Annotated in this window: 15 protein-coding genes; 6 read left to right on the forward strand and 9 right to left on the reverse strand. The window is 56.6% G+C overall.

The window, feature by feature from the left end:
* Window positions 1-16: 16 nt before the first annotated feature.
* From otnC to ACXMYO_RS07795, 4 genes are read right to left on the reverse strand one after another with little or no spacing between them, the layout of a single operon-like run.
* The gene (otnC, locus tag ACXMYO_RS07780) at window positions 17-676 is read right to left on the reverse strand and encodes a 3-oxo-tetronate 4-phosphate decarboxylase (RefSeq protein WP_457808326.1); all 660 of its coding nucleotides are present in this window, start codon (window positions 674-676) and stop codon (window positions 17-19) included.
* Window positions 673-1,944 carry a 3-oxo-tetronate kinase gene (gene otnK, locus ACXMYO_RS07785; protein WP_457808327.1) on the reverse strand — a complete coding sequence of 424 codons (1,272 nt, stop codon included), beginning with the start codon at window positions 1,942-1,944 and terminating at the stop codon, window positions 673-675. The genes otnC and otnK overlap by 4 nt, the downstream gene beginning before the upstream one ends.
* Window positions 1,945-1,967: 23 nt before the next feature.
* Entirely contained in the window at window positions 1,968-2,873 is a 906-nt protein-coding gene (gene ltnD / locus ACXMYO_RS07790; RefSeq protein ID WP_457808328.1) for an L-threonate dehydrogenase, read from the reverse strand.
* A gap of 20 nt (window positions 2,874-2,893) precedes the next feature.
* On the reverse strand, window positions 2,894-3,640 hold the full coding sequence (locus ACXMYO_RS07795) for a FadR/GntR family transcriptional regulator (protein ID WP_457808329.1): 747 nt from the start codon (window positions 3,638-3,640) through the stop codon (window positions 2,894-2,896).
* Between the two features lie 251 nt (window positions 3,641-3,891).
* On the opposite strand from ACXMYO_RS07795, the gene denD reads away from it, so the two are divergent.
* The 3 genes from denD to ACXMYO_RS07810 all read left to right on the forward strand — a co-directional run bounded on the left by denD (window position 3,892) and on the right by ACXMYO_RS07810 (window position 6,568).
* Window positions 3,892-4,854 (forward strand): D-erythronate dehydrogenase, encoded by a 963-nt coding sequence (denD, locus tag ACXMYO_RS07800; RefSeq protein ID WP_457808330.1) that lies wholly within the window; start codon window positions 3,892-3,894, stop codon window positions 4,852-4,854.
* A 52-nt stretch (window positions 4,855-4,906) separates the two neighbouring features.
* Window positions 4,907-6,304 carry a GntP family permease gene (locus ACXMYO_RS07805; protein WP_457808331.1) on the forward strand — a complete coding sequence of 466 codons (1,398 nt, stop codon included), beginning with the start codon at window positions 4,907-4,909 and terminating at the stop codon, window positions 6,302-6,304.
* 84 nt (window positions 6,305-6,388) lie between these two features.
* Window positions 6,389-6,568 carry a hypothetical protein gene (locus ACXMYO_RS07810; protein WP_438768065.1) on the forward strand — a complete coding sequence of 60 codons (180 nt, stop codon included), beginning with the start codon at window positions 6,389-6,391 and terminating at the stop codon, window positions 6,566-6,568.
* 85 nt (window positions 6,569-6,653) lie between these two features.
* On the opposite strand, the gene ACXMYO_RS07815 is transcribed toward ACXMYO_RS07810, so the two are convergent.
* Together ACXMYO_RS07815 and ACXMYO_RS07820 are read right to left on the reverse strand one after the other, a co-directional pair.
* Window positions 6,654-6,896: a hypothetical protein gene (locus ACXMYO_RS07815; RefSeq protein ID WP_457808332.1), complete on the reverse strand. Its 243-nt coding sequence runs from the start codon at window positions 6,894-6,896 to the stop codon at window positions 6,654-6,656.
* Window positions 6,897-6,974: 78 nt separating this feature from the next.
* Window positions 6,975-7,412 carry a copper resistance protein NlpE N-terminal domain-containing protein gene (locus ACXMYO_RS07820; RefSeq protein ID WP_438768067.1) on the reverse strand — a complete coding sequence of 146 codons (438 nt, stop codon included), beginning with the start codon at window positions 7,410-7,412 and terminating at the stop codon, window positions 6,975-6,977.
* 149 nt (window positions 7,413-7,561) lie between these two features.
* Here ACXMYO_RS07820 and ACXMYO_RS07825 point away from each other — a divergent pair, with 149 nt between their 5' ends.
* Complete coding sequence (locus tag ACXMYO_RS07825) at window positions 7,562-7,984, forward strand: hypothetical protein (RefSeq protein ID WP_457808333.1); 423 nt, start codon at window positions 7,562-7,564, stop codon at window positions 7,982-7,984.
* A 683-nt stretch (window positions 7,985-8,667) separates the two neighbouring features.
* Entirely contained in the window at window positions 8,668-9,078 is a 411-nt protein-coding gene (locus ACXMYO_RS07830; protein ID WP_457808334.1) for a VOC family protein, read from the forward strand.
* Window positions 9,079-9,755: 677 nt separating this feature from the next.
* On the opposite strand, the gene ACXMYO_RS07835 is transcribed toward ACXMYO_RS07830, so the two are convergent.
* The 3 genes from ACXMYO_RS07835 to ACXMYO_RS07845 all read right to left on the reverse strand — a co-directional run bounded on the left by ACXMYO_RS07835 (window position 9,756) and on the right by ACXMYO_RS07845 (window position 13,622).
* On the reverse strand, window positions 9,756-11,054 hold the full coding sequence (locus ACXMYO_RS07835) for a glycerate kinase type-2 family protein (protein ID WP_457808335.1): 1,299 nt from the start codon (window positions 11,052-11,054) through the stop codon (window positions 9,756-9,758).
* A gap of 87 nt (window positions 11,055-11,141) precedes the next feature.
* Window positions 11,142-12,419: an SLC13 family permease gene (locus ACXMYO_RS07840; RefSeq protein ID WP_457808336.1), complete on the reverse strand. Its 1,278-nt coding sequence runs from the start codon at window positions 12,417-12,419 to the stop codon at window positions 11,142-11,144.
* A 117-nt stretch (window positions 12,420-12,536) separates the two neighbouring features.
* Window positions 12,537-13,622, reverse strand: coding sequence for a tartrate dehydrogenase (locus tag ACXMYO_RS07845; RefSeq protein WP_457808337.1), 1,086 nt, complete (start codon window positions 13,620-13,622; stop codon window positions 12,537-12,539).
* 115 nt (window positions 13,623-13,737) lie between these two features.
* Here ACXMYO_RS07845 and ACXMYO_RS07850 point away from each other — a divergent pair, with 115 nt between their 5' ends.
* Window positions 13,738-14,655 carry a LysR family transcriptional regulator gene (locus ACXMYO_RS07850; RefSeq protein ID WP_457808338.1) on the forward strand — a complete coding sequence of 306 codons (918 nt, stop codon included), beginning with the start codon at window positions 13,738-13,740 and terminating at the stop codon, window positions 14,653-14,655.
* Window positions 14,656-15,230 lie beyond the last annotated feature (575 nt).

Raw genomic sequence — 15,230 nt, forward strand, 5'->3', positions numbered from 1 at the left:
CGCCGGGACGCAGCCCCTACCAGCGGGCGCCGAATTGCTGGCGCAGACCGTCGATCTGCGCTTCATCCAGGGTATTGATCTGCCGACCCTGGAGCAGCAGAAAAAGACGCGCGGTCTCCTCGAGCTCCTCGATGGCGTTGCTCGCCGCTTCCAGACTCTTGCCCGCGACTACCGGGCCGTGGTTGGCCAGCAGTACGGCGCTGTAATCCGGGGCGTAGTCACGCACGGCCTCGCCCATCGCCGGGTCGCCGGGCTGGAAATAGGGCAACAGCGGCAGACGGCCCACGCGCATCACGAAATAGGGCGTGATCGGCGGGATACAGGAGCGCTCGTCCAGGCCCTTGAGGCAGGAGACCGCCGAGGCGTAGGTCGAGTGCAGATGGATGACGCCGCCGGCCTCCTCACGCGACTCATAGAAGGCGCGGTGGAGAAAGGACTCCTTGGTCGGCGGCTTGCCGGAGATCAGATTGCCGTCCCAGTCGAGCATCGAGATCTCGGCCGGGTCCAGCGCGCCCAGGCTCGCATTGGTGGGCGTCATCAGCCAGCCGCCGTCGCATTTGGCGCTGATATTGCCGGAAGTGCCGGGCGCCATGCCCAGCTGGCGAAAGGCGCGCCCGATCTCGCTGATCTCCTCGCGCAGGCGATTTTCTTCCGAGTGGGTATTGATATGGCTCATGGCATGCTCTCCCAGGCCTTTGTCATGAAGTCTTCACCGCCGAAATTGCCCGACTTGAGCGCCAGCGCAAGCCGCTCACTGCTGCCCAGCGTGACGGTCCAGGGCACCCCCGGATCGATACTCGGTCCAATCTGAAGGCCTTTCACGTTGAGCGCACTGACCACGGCGCCGGAGCTTTCCCCCCCGGCGACCAGCAGGCGGCGCACGCCCAGTTCACTGACCAGCGTCGCGGCGATCTCTCCCAGCGCCCGCTCGACGATCTCGCCGGCTTCCTGCACGCCCAGCGTCTGCTGCGCCTTTTTGACATTGTCGGGAGACGCACTGGCATAGATCAGTACAGGCGACTGACCGAGATGCTCACGCGCCAGTGCCAGCGCCTCGTCGATCTGGCTTTGATAGTCTTCGGCCAGCGTCAGGGCGTCGAGGCGGTAATGGGGATAGTGCGCCCTGGCGTGCTCCACCTGAGCCAGCGTCGCCCTTGAGCAGCTGCCGCTCAGAATGGCTTCACGACCCGAAACGGCCGGCAGTTCGGCGGCACGTTCGCCGGTCAATTGATCCGCCCAGCGCGTGCGAAGGCCCAGCGCCAGACCGGAGCCCGCGGTGACAAGCTTGAGATCACGACATGCCTCGCCCAGCGTTTCCAGATCGCGCTGCTCGATGGCGTCGAGAATCGCCACGCCAACGCCGTCCGCCTGCAGCGCATCAAAGCGATGACGTACCGCCTGGCTCCCCTGGCGTATGCAATCGATATCCACCAGCCCGACCTGGTGACGGGTCTGGCTGCCCATGACGCGCACCAGGTTGGCGTCCGTCATGGGGGTCAGCGGGTGGTCCTGCATGCCGCTTTCATTGAGCGGCACCCCACCCGCAAACAGGTAGCCGTTGTAGACCGTTCGACGATTGGCCGGCAGTGCCGGACAGGCCACGGTAAAGGGCACCTTGAGCGCGCTCATCAGCGCATCGGTGACCGGACCGATGTTGCCCTCGGCAGTGGAGTCAAAGGTGGAGCAGTACTTGAAGTAGAACTGTTCGCAGCCGCGGGCCTGAAGCCATTCAAGCGCTGCCAGTGACTGCGATATCGCATCACCCGAGGCAATGGTGCGGCTCTTGAGTGCGACCACCACGGCATCAACGTCTTTCAGCTCGTCGGCCAGCCCCTCATCGGGGACGCCGATGGTCTGCACGGTACGCATGCCGATACTGACCAGCTGACTGGCCAGATCGGTGGCACCGGTAAAGTCATCTGCAATACAGCCCAGCAATGGCATGGGGCTCTCCCTGGTTGGCAGAATTAGTCGTTGGCAGCACGGGTGGGCAGATCGATTCCCGGGAAGATACGTACGACACCGGCGTCATCCTCGCGACCAAACCCCATGGAAGAAGCCTGACTGAACATGGTCAGCGCCTGGGCGGTCATCGGCAGCGGGAATCGGTCAGCGCGGGCGGTGTCGTGCACCAGCCCCAGGTCCTTGACGAAGATATCCACCGCCGAGCGTGGGGTGTAATCGCCGTCGATAATGTGCGGCACGCGGTTTTCAAACATCCAGGAGTTGCCGGCGCTTTGGGTGATCACCTCATACAGCGTTTGCGGATCACAGCCGCTTTTGATGCCGTAGGCCATCGCCTCGGCCGCCGCGGCAATATGCACCCCCGCCAGCAGCTGATTGACCAGTTTGACCTGCGAGCCCTGTCCCGGCGCCTCGCCGAGGCGAAAAATGGTGGCGGCGATCGCATCCAGTGCCGGCTGGGCTCGTTCGAATACTTCGGCGGGGCCGGCGGCCATCAGCGTCAGCTCGCCGGCGGCGGATTTGACCGAACCACCGGAGATGGGAATATCAAGATAGTGAATATCCTGCGCGGCCAACTCATCGGCCAGTGCAATCACGGCCTCCGGTGCGGCAGTGGCACAGCCCACTACGATGCTGCCGGGCGCGAGCGTCGTTGCAAGACCGTTATCACCAAAAAGCACCTGGCGCATCTGATCAGCGTTGACCACCACCAGAAAGACGATATCCACGCCGCTACCCATTTCGGCCGGGCTTTGTACCGGTGTGCCGCCGGCCCCGGCCAGCGTCTCGAGCGCCTGCGGGTTGATGTCGCATCCCTGTGTCTCGAAACCACCTCGAATGAGCGAGGTGGCCATGCCCAGCCCCATCGATCCCAGCCCGATCACCCCTGCTCTGAGCCTGTCCGCCATATTCATGCTGCCTTGTGTGGTTAGTTCTGATGGTTGCTGCAGGCCTGCTCGAACCCCTCGATCAGCGACGAGGGAATGTCGTTGAGCCGGCGGCGCGCCTGATCCATGTGCCACCAGGCCGCCTGCCGAGCGCGGGCGCCGTCCCCGGCGGCGATGGCGTCGATGATCGCGTCGTGTTCGCGGATCACTTCGGCCACGAACGTTTCGCGACGCGCCTCGTTTCGCCGGGTCAGCCCGATGGCCTGATGCAAAAAGCGGGTATAGAAATCCAGCACCGTGATGAAATACTCGTTGTTCGAGGCCTCGGCGATGGCGCGATGAAAGGCCATGTCCTGATCGACGCCGGATTCGCCGGCCTCGACGGCCTCGTCGATTTCAACCATGGCATTGCGCAGCCGACGCAGCTGCGAGCGCGAACAGCGCGTCGCGGCATGAAAGGCCGCCTCGCCTTCCAGCGCGCGGCGCAGCTCCAGCAGATGCAGCACCGAGGCCAGCGAGCCACCGGGCAGCGCCTGCACCAGCGACACCTGTGGCTCATCGGCGACAAAACTGCCGCTGCCCCGCCTTGAGACCACAAGCCCGGCACTGCGCAGCACCGAGATCGCTTCGCGCACGACCGAGCGGCTGACGTCGTACTGCCGGCCCAGCGCCGCCTCGGTGGGCAGGCGATCACCGGCACGCAGTTCACCGGTATGGATGGCACGCGTCAGAGCACGGGCCATCTGCTCGGCAAATCCGGGCGTCCGATCCGATAACGCATCAGCCATGGTGTGCATCACCTCGTTGCAACTGCCACGCCAATAACATCGACGTATCAGCAATCCCTGTTCGACCAATGACCATATTGCTCTGCCCGATAGTTGTCAGACAACATTACAAAAAAACGGGAAACACTCAATACCTCGTTTGAATGATATCGCTCGATCACGGTGAGCGCTTCATTGACAACGCTCGTTAACCGGTAGACCCGGATAGCTTTTTACAGGGCTGTCTGACAACCAACGACAGGGAGCAGGCAATGCATATCATCATCACCGGCGCGGCCGGGTTTCTGGGCGCACGGCTGGCCGCGAAGTTGCTCGAGCAGGGCACGCTCGACGGCCAGCCCATCAGCCATGTCACCAGCCTTGATCTGGCGCCCTGCCCGGTAGCGGACGATCGGATTGATTCCGTGGTCGGCGATATCAGCGACCCTGACGTCATCGAGCGGGCCTTTCGCGATAACACGATCGCCGTATGTCATCTGGCGGCCATTGTCAGCTCGCATGCCGAGGCGGAATTCGATGAGGGCATGCGGGTCAATTTCGATGCCACCCGCGCGCTGCTGGAGGCCTGCCGCCAGCGCGGGGGCAACATCCGATTCTTGTTCAGCAGTTCGCTGGCCGTCTTCGGCCCCGGCATGCCCTCGCCGCTGACCGAGCAGACCGCGCCACAACCCCTTTCTTCCTACGGCACGCAAAAGGCCATGGGGGAGCTACTGGTCAATGACTATAGCCGCCGCGGTTTTGTCGACGGGCGGGTGTGTCGTCTGCCAACCATCGTGGTGCGTCCCGGGCGGCCCAACCGGGCGGCCTCCTCCTTTGCCAGCTCGATTATTCGCGAGCCGCTTAATGGGGAAGAGGCGATCTGTCCGATCGACCCGGAATTTGCCATCTGGATCTGCTCGCCGGAAACCATCATCAATAACCTCGCCCATGCGCTGTCACTTGATGGCGAGCGCATGGGGAACTGTCGCACCGTCAATCTGCCGGGCATGTCGATTCAGGTCAAAGAGATGGTCGAGAGTCTGGCGCGTGTGGCCGGACCGGAGGCGGCGGCACTGATTCGTTACGAGCGTGACGCGCAAATCGAGTCGATCGTCTACAGCTGGGCGCCGCTGTTTGACAACCGGTTCGCCCTGTCACTGGGCTTTGACGTTGACGACAGCTTTGATGACATCATCCGCGCCCACCAGCACTACCTGGCCGATCAGAATGCCTGATCCCTCATCGCCCGGTAATCCGGGCGATGCTCTCCCTCTGGAGTGAACTGTCATGACGGAAGCTACTGCTGCGGGCCCCCAGGTCATTATCGGGCTGGGCATTGCCATCTTTGTGATGATTTTTCTGGTGTTGAAAACCCGCGTGCATGCGCTGCTGGCGCTGGTCGCGGCAGCCTCTCTCGCTGGTTTGATCGGCGGCATGCCGGCCAATGAAGTCATCGGTGCCATTACCACCGGGTTCGGAGCGACGCTGGCCACCATCGGTCTGGTCATCGGGTTTGGCGTCATGATGGGCCGTATTCTGGAGGTGTCCGGTGCCGGACAGCGTCTGGCGCGCAGCATCCTGCGTCTGCTGGGCAAGGAGCGCGAAGACTGGGCGATGGCGTTGACCGGCTATATCGTCTCGATTCCGATCTTTTGTGACTCGGCCTACGTCATCCTTAACCCGCTGGTACGGGCGCTCGCGCGCAACAGCGGGCGCTCGGTCCTGACCCTGGGGATCGCGCTGGGCTCGGGGTTGATCGTGACCCACAGCGCCGTACCGCCGACGCCCGGGCCGCTGGGGGTCGCGGGCATTTTCGGTATCGATATCGGCCTGATGATTGCCTGGGGGCTTGTGTTCACCACGCCGGCGCTGATCGTGATGGTGCTTTACGCGCGCATCATGGGCCCACGCATCGAGACCATGATCGAGCGCGATACGGGTAAGGGTCTGAGCCTTGCCGCAAGTGACAGCGAAACGCCGCAGCTTGACGAGCATGAACTGCCCTCTCTGCTGCGCTCTGTACTGCCCATCGCACTGCCGATCGGCCTGATTTTTCTTAATACACTGTTCAGTGCCGTGGCCGGTGCCAGTGACACGCTGGACATTGAATCCTCATTGATCGGGCAGCTGATCACCTTTTTTGGCAACCCGGTCATTGCCGTGGGCATCGGGGTACTGGTGGCCGTCTATGGGCTGGTGCCGAAGATGCCGCGCGAAGATGTTCTGGGCCATCTGGAAAAGGGGGTGGAAAGTGCCGGCATCATTTTGCTGGTGACCGGCGCCGGCGGCGCTCTGGGGGCGGTGCTGCGGGCCAGTGGCGCAGGGGACTATATCGGCACTCAGGTGGCCTCGCTGGCCCTGCCGGCGTTTCTGATCCCCTTCATCATTGCCACACTGGTGCGCTTTGCTCAGGGGAGCGGCACGGTGTCGATGATTACAGGTGCCTCCATTTCAGCGCCGATCCTGTCTGCCATGCCGGAGGTCAACATGGTGCTTGCCGCTCAGGCAGCCTGTCTTGGCGCGCTGTTTTTCAGCTACTTCAACGACAGCTATTTCTGGGTGGTCAACCGCATGCTGGGGGTCAAGAACGCCAAACATCAGATGCTGGTGGTGTCCGTGCCGACCACGCTTGGTTGGGTAACAGCGCTTGCAGGGCTTTTCGTTGCCAATGCCTTCATGGGCTAGCATTCAGGGCACACCCGGCCCCTGATGGCCTATGCTTGAGACAGGATATGCAACCCTTACTGTCTCATAAAAGGAGAGTCTTTCATGACACAACGCATCTGTGACTGCACTTACTGCGAGTGCGTCGTTCCCGATACCGCGCCCGTGGTCAACGGCAAATCCTTTTGCTGCGAAGCCTGCGCGTCGTCGCATCCGGACAATCAGCCCTGTCAGAACAGCGAGTGTGACTGCCATCGCCGCAACTGGGGCGGCATCAAAAGCTGATCCCGGTCGCCCATCAACGCAAAGGCCCGCTTCCATGGAAGCGGGCCTTTTTAATACGGTGTGAACGATCAGGACATTCGCCGGATTATGACGACTGATCCGGGGCATCGCTCTTTTTGTTGACCACTTCTTCCAGAAGCTGTTCAGCTTCGCTTTTTGGCTTGTTCTGAAGCTCTTTCTGCAGATCCGCATACTGTCCGCGCACGGTGTTGCACGATGAGCAGAATACCTTGTCGGCCGGGTTTTTAACTTCTGACAGGCGAACGCTATGACTGCCACATTCAGGACACGCGGTCGGCATCCTCATTTCTTCAGACAGATCACCCATATCAATCTCCTGTACAAATCGTTGGTACCTACAATAAACCCGGCCACGAGGGCCGGGTTATCGAGACTCAAACACTTATCAATTAATGCGCTTGAGTGTCAGGTTGTCACTGGAATCGATACGTGAATAATTACGATCCAGCAGACGCATGTCACCATTACCTACCGGCAGCAGGTTATAGATGGTGTTGCCCTGACCGTTTTTCAATTCATAGACCAGCGGATAGCTGTTGGGTCCCACGTTTTCCTTGATCAGCACCTGACCCTGAGTACGCAGCGGCTTTTCACTCTGTCCCAGACGCGTGCTGTCCAGCGTAAAGCTTGCACCAGTGTTGTCCTGATTGCGGACTTCAAGATTGGTCTTGATTCCGGCACAGTCGGCACACGGCAGCGTTCCCTGATAACGACCATCAGCCTGCGCGTAGGGCGATTGATTTTGTACATCGTTGCCGGAACAACCAGCCAGTCCGAGAACGGATGCAAGTACTGCGGTAGTAGCGATACCCTTGAACGTCATTTCGAATTCTCCTTTTCGAAAACAGGCACTTTGCAGCCTAGGCAAGAATTTAACCTGGCGCCAATTTAACCTGTGCCATCTTTTTTTCGGCACAGCTGTCTAGTTCCAAAGCAGACAGAATATTAGTACATCACCAAAGCGAGGGTGTTATGAACCGGAATTTTTTATCCGCACTTGTGCTGGTCGGTCTTTATCTGTCGGGTGGCCTTGCCATGGCACGGGCCGAGGCACTTCCCGAGGCGCCGTTTACCGAAACGCTCGACAGGATGGTCAAGGATGAGCGGCTGGTGGGCTATAACGTTCGCTCGCTGACCGATGAAAATATCAGCGTCGAACTGACCTACTCGGGAGATCATCACTACAGCGATGAGGAGCTCGAGCCCTTTAACAACGGAGTATGCTACGCGCTGCTGGAAACGGCTGTCAGAACGGGCCTGAGACCCTTTACCGGCCAGACCGATATCATCTGCCAGGCCATACAGAGAAACGGCGAACGCGCCGAGGCTGGCATTCTGGGCACAAGCCGCTATCAGCGAGCCAGCGACGACTTTATATATCATTCCACTCGCTGATGACGTGATACCACGCCATACTATTTTCACTGCTCCGTATTCTTCGTCGATCATCGATGGATCATCGAGAGCAGTGCCCGGAACGCAATTCACGGTCCGGCTGCCCTTGATCATGGCCATCGACCGTTTGCCGTCACACCAGGCGTTATCGAAAGCGATCAGTCACTTGTCACGGAGATACCCTCATGGCAGAAGCCATCAGCAATACCCTTCAACTGCTTCGCGATCTCATGTCGTTTTTTACCTGAGAGCGCCAATTGGCAATACCACGAGAAGCGCGGCTAATAACCCGGATCAATAATCCGGGTTGTTTCATGGGCGGTGCCAGATTCTTCCCTTTTTCACGAAAGGGCTATAGCGCGTTGTGATCAGCACGAATAGTCTGGTCGTGTGGAAGGATTCACGCCGTGCATGGATCGCCTGAGGCATGGAATGCTTTCATCAGCATGGAAGCTGGCCGCGGTTACCGTTGAAAGACGGTAACCGCGGTTTTTCCTTCACGAACATCTTTTCCCGCCGCCGGCATAATGCCTTTCTGATCATTTGCTACTACCCGGAATGATCCAGCCTTCGTGGCACTGTTATTGTTCGTTCAATCAATCATAATGATGCGCCACAATGACCGCCACGCGGTTGTGCCAATCAATACCTGCCAGAACAGCAGATGCCGGAGCACTACAATCATGCTGAGTCATGTCATGGTAGGAAGTAACGACCTGGTCCGGGCCAGAGAGTTTTATGATGCACTCTTGAGCTGCATCGGCCTTTATCGACATGGTGACGACGACAGCGAAACCCAGTGGCTGTGCTATGCCGCACCGCAGGAGCCGATCCTCTTTCTTGTATGCAGCCCTTACAATGAGGAGGCGGCTACTCATGGCAACGGTACGCTGGTCGCTTTCAGGGCGCGCAGTCATGAGCTCGTGGATCAGTTTCATGCGGTTGGACTGGCACTTGGCGGCACAGACGAAGGTGCCCCTGGCCTGCGCTCGCAGTATCACGACTATTTCTATGGCGCCTATCTACGTGACCCTGACGGCAACAAACTGTGCTGTGTCTGCCACGATGCTTTCAAGGATGACGGCAAACAATAACATTGCCCTGATGCTTTTCTGATAGGCCATCCCTGTTGCTGCACTATCGCTTTAAACAAAGCGCGCCATGAACACGGCTGAGTGCGTCCTATCTGCACGGGTCGCAAGACTCATCGATGCTGCTGTTTCCAGTGCCTCTGAAATTCGCCCTACCACTTGGCCGGCAGGCCCCTTTCATCGCACTGACCCTTTTTGATTTTCATCTGAAGTTCAAAACACATAATTTGAATACCGGTCATATAGTGCTGTCTCAAAACCACTGGATCATCGTGTGGCATCATGAACCGAGCAAAAAACCACTTCTTTCAGCTCGAAAAAGACAGGTAGGCCAGTAGAAATCAGCGATACGCTGCTGACGAACCACTTCAGGCGAGAAAGGCAGAATGGGGAAGAACCGAACAATGCAGGAAATAATTGGTGGGCCCAGCAGGACTCGAACCTGCGACCAAGGGATTATGAGTGCAGCGAAAAGCAAAATCGGACCGCGCCTGCAATGCGGTTTACTATAATTTTCAGTCACTTGGTAAATTCCATGATTTACATAATGAGCGCGGTTTACAGTTAATCAGCAACCAAACCGCAACCAGTTCTGTATAAATCCAAAGCCTACCGTTTGAAACAAGATCGAAACGGAAGAACTTTGTCGGCACTCGCCCGTTTCGGTGTCGGCGCTAGTATCAACGTATTGGCAGTACGAGTACGGCGCGGAAATCGTTGACATTGGTGCGGGTCGGGCCAGTTAAAATCAAATCATCAAGCGCTTCGAAAAAGCTGTAAGCGTCGTTGTTATCGAGCGCCACTTCGATTGAGAGGCCAATCTCGTTTGCCCGTTCCCAGCACGGCGGTGAGATAATCGCTCCAGCGTTGTCCTCGGAACCGTCGATGCCGTCGGTGTCGATGGCGAGTGCATGAATGCCGCTTGCGCCCTTGAGCGCCTGAAAAAGCCCCAGCAGATACTCAACATTACGCCCACCGCGCCCTTGGCCCTTGACAGTTACACTGGTTTCACCGCCGGAGAGCAACAAAAGCGGACGTTCGAGACCGTCCTGCAGCTCAAGTGCCATCGCCGCATGCTCGCGTCCCAGATCGCGGGCTTCCCCTTCGAGATCATCTCCTAATACTCGCACCTCTATCCCGAGCATCCGAGCCTGCTGTCGTGCCGCTTCGAGCGCGTCTACAGCCCTGGCGAGCACGAACGCCTCATCGCGATCGAACTCGGCATCACCTGGCTTCGGCGCGCTTGTTTCGGTCTCCAGATGCTGTCGGATTTCGGGCGCAATTGCGATGCCGCGTGCCTCAAGGATCGCCAGTGCCTGAGCTGGAGTCGAATCATCAGGTAACGTTGGGCCTGATGCGACGAGACACGGATCATCGCCTGGCACATCCGAAATCAGGTAGGTGACGACCCGTGCCGGATGCGCTGCCGCGGCAAGCCTGCCACCCTTTATAGCCGAAAGATGACGCCTGACAGTGTTCATTTCTCGGATCGGCGCGCCGCTTCGCAACAGCGACTTGTTGATTTCGCGCTTCTGATCGAGCGTGAGCATTCCGCCTGGCAGTGACATCAGTGACGAACCACCGCCGGAAATCAGTGCAATCACCAGATCCTTCTCACCTAGCGGTGTAACGATGTCGAGCATTCGCTGCGCGGCGCGCGTTCCCTGAGCATCAGGCATTGGATGAGAAGCTTCAAGCACCTCAATATAACGACACGACTCGGCGTGACCGTGACGCGTTACTACCAGCCCCGACAGTGGAGAATCGGGATGTCGTTTAAGCCATGCGCGCTCGAATGCGCTAGCCATGGCGGCGGCGGCCTTGCCAGCGCCGATAACCCTAGTCTTTCCTGCGGGGGCCTCTGGCAGTGACTGCGTTGTCAGCCGGGCGGGGTGTACCGCGTCAACGGCATCACGTGAAAGATCCAACAGCCAATCTCGTATTTCTTTGGACCTCATTGATGCAGAAAAATTACTCATGAGTTTTTCGCCATTAGAACGAGCGCCAGGACCAGGCGCTCGGTTGGAGACAGGGTCACGATCCGGCTTGCAAGCCGGATTGGTTGATTACCCCTCGGGGAAGAACGGCCAGATCATCGGAAGCAGAATGACACACACCAGATAACCAACGACCACCAGCGGTAGCCCCGCCTTGACGTAGTCGTTGAACCGATAGCCGCCGACGCCAAGCACCATGGTATTGGCAGGCATACCGAGCGGCGTGGCAAACGCACATGAGCCGCCGATACAGATGGCCATCAGCACAGCACTTGGATCTGCACCGATACCCAGTGCAATCGCGCCACCGATTGGAGCGAGAAGTGCCGTGGTTGCCGTGTTGGACATGAACTGGGAAAGCCCCGCCGAGATCACGAACAGTACGCTTAACAAGAGCCTTGGCGACGGCGCAGAACCGAGAAAATCAACCACACCTTCGGCCAACATACTGCCAAGCCCGGTCTTTTGCATCGCGGTCGCCATCGGCAGCATTCCCGCGAAGAGAAAAATCACTCTTGAGTCGATCGCTTCGAGAGCGCGGCGCTCTGACATCACGCCGACAAGCACGAGCACGATAGCTCCTGTTACACCGATAATGTGCATATCAAAGCCGATCGCATCTTCGAAGATCATCGCTAAAACGGTTGCGGACAATACAAGAAGCGCCAAATACTGTTTCCAGAGCGGCGCTTCGACAGGCGTTTCATTATAGAGATCGGTACCATCCTCCATTTCACGATCGGGCAAAAGCTTGTAGCCAATGGTCAGGAAATAAACGAGCGCGACTGCCATCATCGGTAACCCAATCATCGCAAACGAGAAAAAGCCGAATGACGCCGCGCCCTGAGTCATATTCTCGAGCGTGCCATTGACGATCAAATTGCCTGGCGCACCGAGGAGAGAGAGGTTTCCACCCATGGCCGAGGCAAATGCTAGCGGCATCAGAAGCTTCGAGCGGCGAATACCAGAGCGGCTGGCGATACCAATCACCGCCGGAATCAATACTGCCGCTGTGCCAGTATTGGAGAGAAAGCCTGAAAGCACGGCAGTAATCAGCATGATTGCCAGCAGGAGTTGACGCTCGGTTTTAGCAAAATAGGTGACCAACCCACCTATCTTGTTCGCCATGCCTGTCTCAAAAAGCGCACCACCTACAACGAACATGGCGCAAAAGAGAATAACGTTACTATTGATAAATCCCGCAAACGCCTCAGCCGGGGTGAGAACGTGTGTCAGCACCAAACTGATCAGCACTATCATTGCCGTTAGCGCAAGCGGAATACGCTCTGTGACAAATAGCACGATAGCGACGAGGAGAATGACGAGAGTAATGATGGGCTCGCTCATCTTCCTTTTCCTTGTAATAGTGAGAAGACGAATGCCGGTTTCAAAATAAACAGGGCGAACTCACAGCTCGCCCCCTTTCTGCCTATGCCGGCAATGATGATCGATAAGACGTGTGGTTTAACTTACGGCCTGCGCCTGGCTTGCTTTCTCACGGATCGACTCGCAGACCGCATCGGTGATTTCACGTGTGGTCGCACTGCCGCCAAGATCCGGTGCCTGAAGGCCAGAGCCAATCACTTCCTCGACAGACGCCATCAGCCGTTCGGCGAGCGTCTTCTCGCCCAAATGCTCAAGCATCAATACCGCCGTCCAGAACGCGCCGACCGGATTAGCGATCCCCTTGCCGGTGATATCGAAGGCAGAGCCATGGATCGGCTCGAACATGGAGGGAAACTCACCCGATGGGTTGAGGTTGGCGGTCGGCGCGATACCCAAGCTGCCACTCAGCGCCGCTGCCAGGTCGGAGATGATGTCAGCGTGCAGGTTGGTGGCGACAATCACGTCAAGCCGCTCAGGCTTGAGCACCATTGTGGTGGTGACGGCATCAACCAGCTCACGATTGATTTCAACTTCTGGATAACCTTTGGCAACTTCAAAGAAAATCTCGTCCCACAGAACCATACCGTGGCGCTGAGCGTTGGACTTGGTAACAAGCGTGAGCTTCTTGCGCGGACGCGACATCGCCATATCAAAGGCGAAACGATGGATGCGCTCGATCCCCTTGCGGGTGAATAGCGATACTTCGGTGCCCACTTCATCGGGTAGCCCCTGGTGAACGCGCCCGCCGTTACCCGAATACTCACCTTCGCTGTTCTCGCGAATGATCACCCAGTCGATCTTGTCGGCATTTTGCAGACGGCTTGTCACCCCTGGCAGTACACGTGCCGGGCGCACATTGGCGTACTGATCGAAACCCTGACAGATTTTTAAGCGCAGATCCCAAAGCGAGATATGATCGGGTACCTGCTCGCTACCGACCGCACCGAAATAGATCGCATCGAAGGTTTTTAACTCTTCAATACCGCCGTCGGGAATGTATTGGCCTTTCTCCAGATAACGCTTGGAACTCCAATCGAAGTCCTTGAATTCAAAGCCGACTTCGGGATAGCTCTCGACTAAAGTTTCCAGCACTTTCTTGCCCGCTTCGATAACTTCAATGCCGATGCCATCACCTGGAATAACTGCGATTCGATGCTTTTTCATGAGCGACCCTATTGCGTGGTGAAGAGTTGAATAAATGACTCATTCACCTTATTCAGACTGCAATCACTCAAGCAACGAACCAGCAGTTAAAACACTTTAAACCTGGAGGTAATCGGTGAGCACGCTCAAGGACCTCGACTTTTTTATTGCTCTTAGTCGTACAGGAAGTATGTCAAACGCTGCACGCGAGCTGGACGTCTCTCCGGCCGCTGTCAGCAAACGCTTGGCAGGAATAGAAAAAAAGATTGGAGTTCAACTATTTAACCGAAGCACTCGAGCCATGAACCTGACCGCAGATGGCCAGATTTACCTTGATTACGCTGAGCAGGCATTAACCTACATCCACGAAATGGAAGAACGAATTGCACAACGTGGAGGAGAAATAAGCGGGCTTTTAAAAATCAACGCGCCTCTGGGATTTGGCCGAAAGTATATGACGGAAGCCATCGCAAACTTCCTTGACACTTACCCAAAAGTCGAAGTAAAACTTCAGCTTTCGGATTATCCACTCAACCTTTCAGAACATGCTTGTGATGTGGGGATTCGCTTTGGAGAGCTGCCGGATTCCAGTTTTCATTCAAGAAAAATTGCAACGCATCGACGTATCGTTTGTGCATCTCCAGCCTATCTTGAGCGATATGGGATTCCTGAAACGCCAGAAGACCTATCGAGACACAACTGCATTGCACTCCAGCAAAATCATGACGCCTGGAGCGTATGGAAGTTTCAAAAAAACGATCACAGCTATAGCGTGAAGGTCGCAGGGAATCTTTCCGCCAACGATGGAGAAAGCGTAACGCGGTGGGCACTTGAGGGGTATGGAATCATCATTCGCGCCGAATGGGACCTAAGAGACCATTTCGTCAGAGGAGATTTGGTGCCACTACTGACCGATTACGCGACACCCAACGCCGATATCCATGTTATTTATCAGCACTATAACGTTATGCCGGAGCGCATACGCGTGTTTGTAGAACATCTTCGCAACTTCATGAAGTTGCGCTTCGAGAGCGGCTATCGCAAGAATTATTAATTCTTTCTCTTGCGATTAACAATTCGCTTCTTCAAATTTAGGCTGGCAAAAGTTTGAGACAAGCTGTTTGGCCGATGCCACTTCCTGAGCCCTGTACAGCTGTATGTAGCGCTCCCTAGAGGGCTGAAGATGCTGACAACACAGTCGAGGTTAAAAAACTAGAGAAATTAAAAATACAATATAGGTTTTGGAAAATTGCTTTTCCTGTATAGACATGAATAGAATTTATGATAAATTAAACATTGTCGAAACACGTTAAAGACGTGTCTTGCAGGGATGGCTTCCTGAAACTGATGATGACAAGCCTACTCATTTTGATAATCCCCGGGCTCAGCTCCGAGTTTTGGGTATCTTATCTTTTATCCGAATGTATTAGCCATGTTACTCATTATTTAAAGGAGGGTTTGCTTATGAACAAAAAAACTGTTTCATCTTTCAAACGACTTAGCCAGAATCGTCTCATCAGGTTTTGGAAGTCCCTCCCTTTCTCTAGGCACAGCCTACTGATGATTTGGTGAAACTCCAATGAAAGAAAGGCCTTGCAAAAAAGCCAAGCTGTTTAAGCTTGGCTTTTT

Source organism: Kushneria sp. EE4 (assembly GCF_977968315.1).

Coding starts and splice junctions, on each gene's coding strand:
- ACXMYO_RS07845 (WP_457808337.1), bottom strand. CDS start 13,622: ATGAAAAAGCATCGAATCGCAGTTATTCCAGGTGATGGCATCGGCATT.
- denD (WP_457808330.1), top strand. CDS start 3,892: ATGCATATCATCATCACCGGCGCGGCCGGGTTTCTGGGCGCACGGCTG.
- ACXMYO_RS07835 (WP_457808335.1), bottom strand. CDS start 11,054: ATGAGTAATTTTTCTGCATCAATGAGGTCCAAAGAAATACGAGATTGG.
- ACXMYO_RS07830 (WP_457808334.1), top strand. CDS start 8,668: ATGCTGAGTCATGTCATGGTAGGAAGTAACGACCTGGTCCGGGCCAGA.
- ACXMYO_RS07805 (WP_457808331.1), top strand. CDS start 4,907: ATGACGGAAGCTACTGCTGCGGGCCCCCAGGTCATTATCGGGCTGGGC.
- ACXMYO_RS07825 (WP_457808333.1), top strand. CDS start 7,562: ATGAACCGGAATTTTTTATCCGCACTTGTGCTGGTCGGTCTTTATCTG.
- otnC (WP_457808326.1), bottom strand. CDS start 676: ATGAGCCATATCAATACCCACTCGGAAGAAAATCGCCTGCGCGAGGAG.
- ACXMYO_RS07840 (WP_457808336.1), bottom strand. CDS start 12,419: ATGAGCGAGCCCATCATTACTCTCGTCATTCTCCTCGTCGCTATCGTG.
- ACXMYO_RS07815 (WP_457808332.1), bottom strand. CDS start 6,896: ATGGGTGATCTGTCTGAAGAAATGAGGATGCCGACCGCGTGTCCTGAA.
- otnK (WP_457808327.1), bottom strand. CDS start 1,944: ATGCCATTGCTGGGCTGTATTGCAGATGACTTTACCGGTGCCACCGAT.
- ACXMYO_RS07810 (WP_438768065.1), top strand. CDS start 6,389: ATGACACAACGCATCTGTGACTGCACTTACTGCGAGTGCGTCGTTCCC.
- ltnD (WP_457808328.1), bottom strand. CDS start 2,873: ATGGCGGACAGGCTCAGAGCAGGGGTGATCGGGCTGGGATCGATGGGG.
- ACXMYO_RS07795 (WP_457808329.1), bottom strand. CDS start 3,640: ATGGCTGATGCGTTATCGGATCGGACGCCCGGATTTGCCGAGCAGATG.
- ACXMYO_RS07820 (WP_438768067.1), bottom strand. CDS start 7,412: ATGACGTTCAAGGGTATCGCTACTACCGCAGTACTTGCATCCGTTCTC.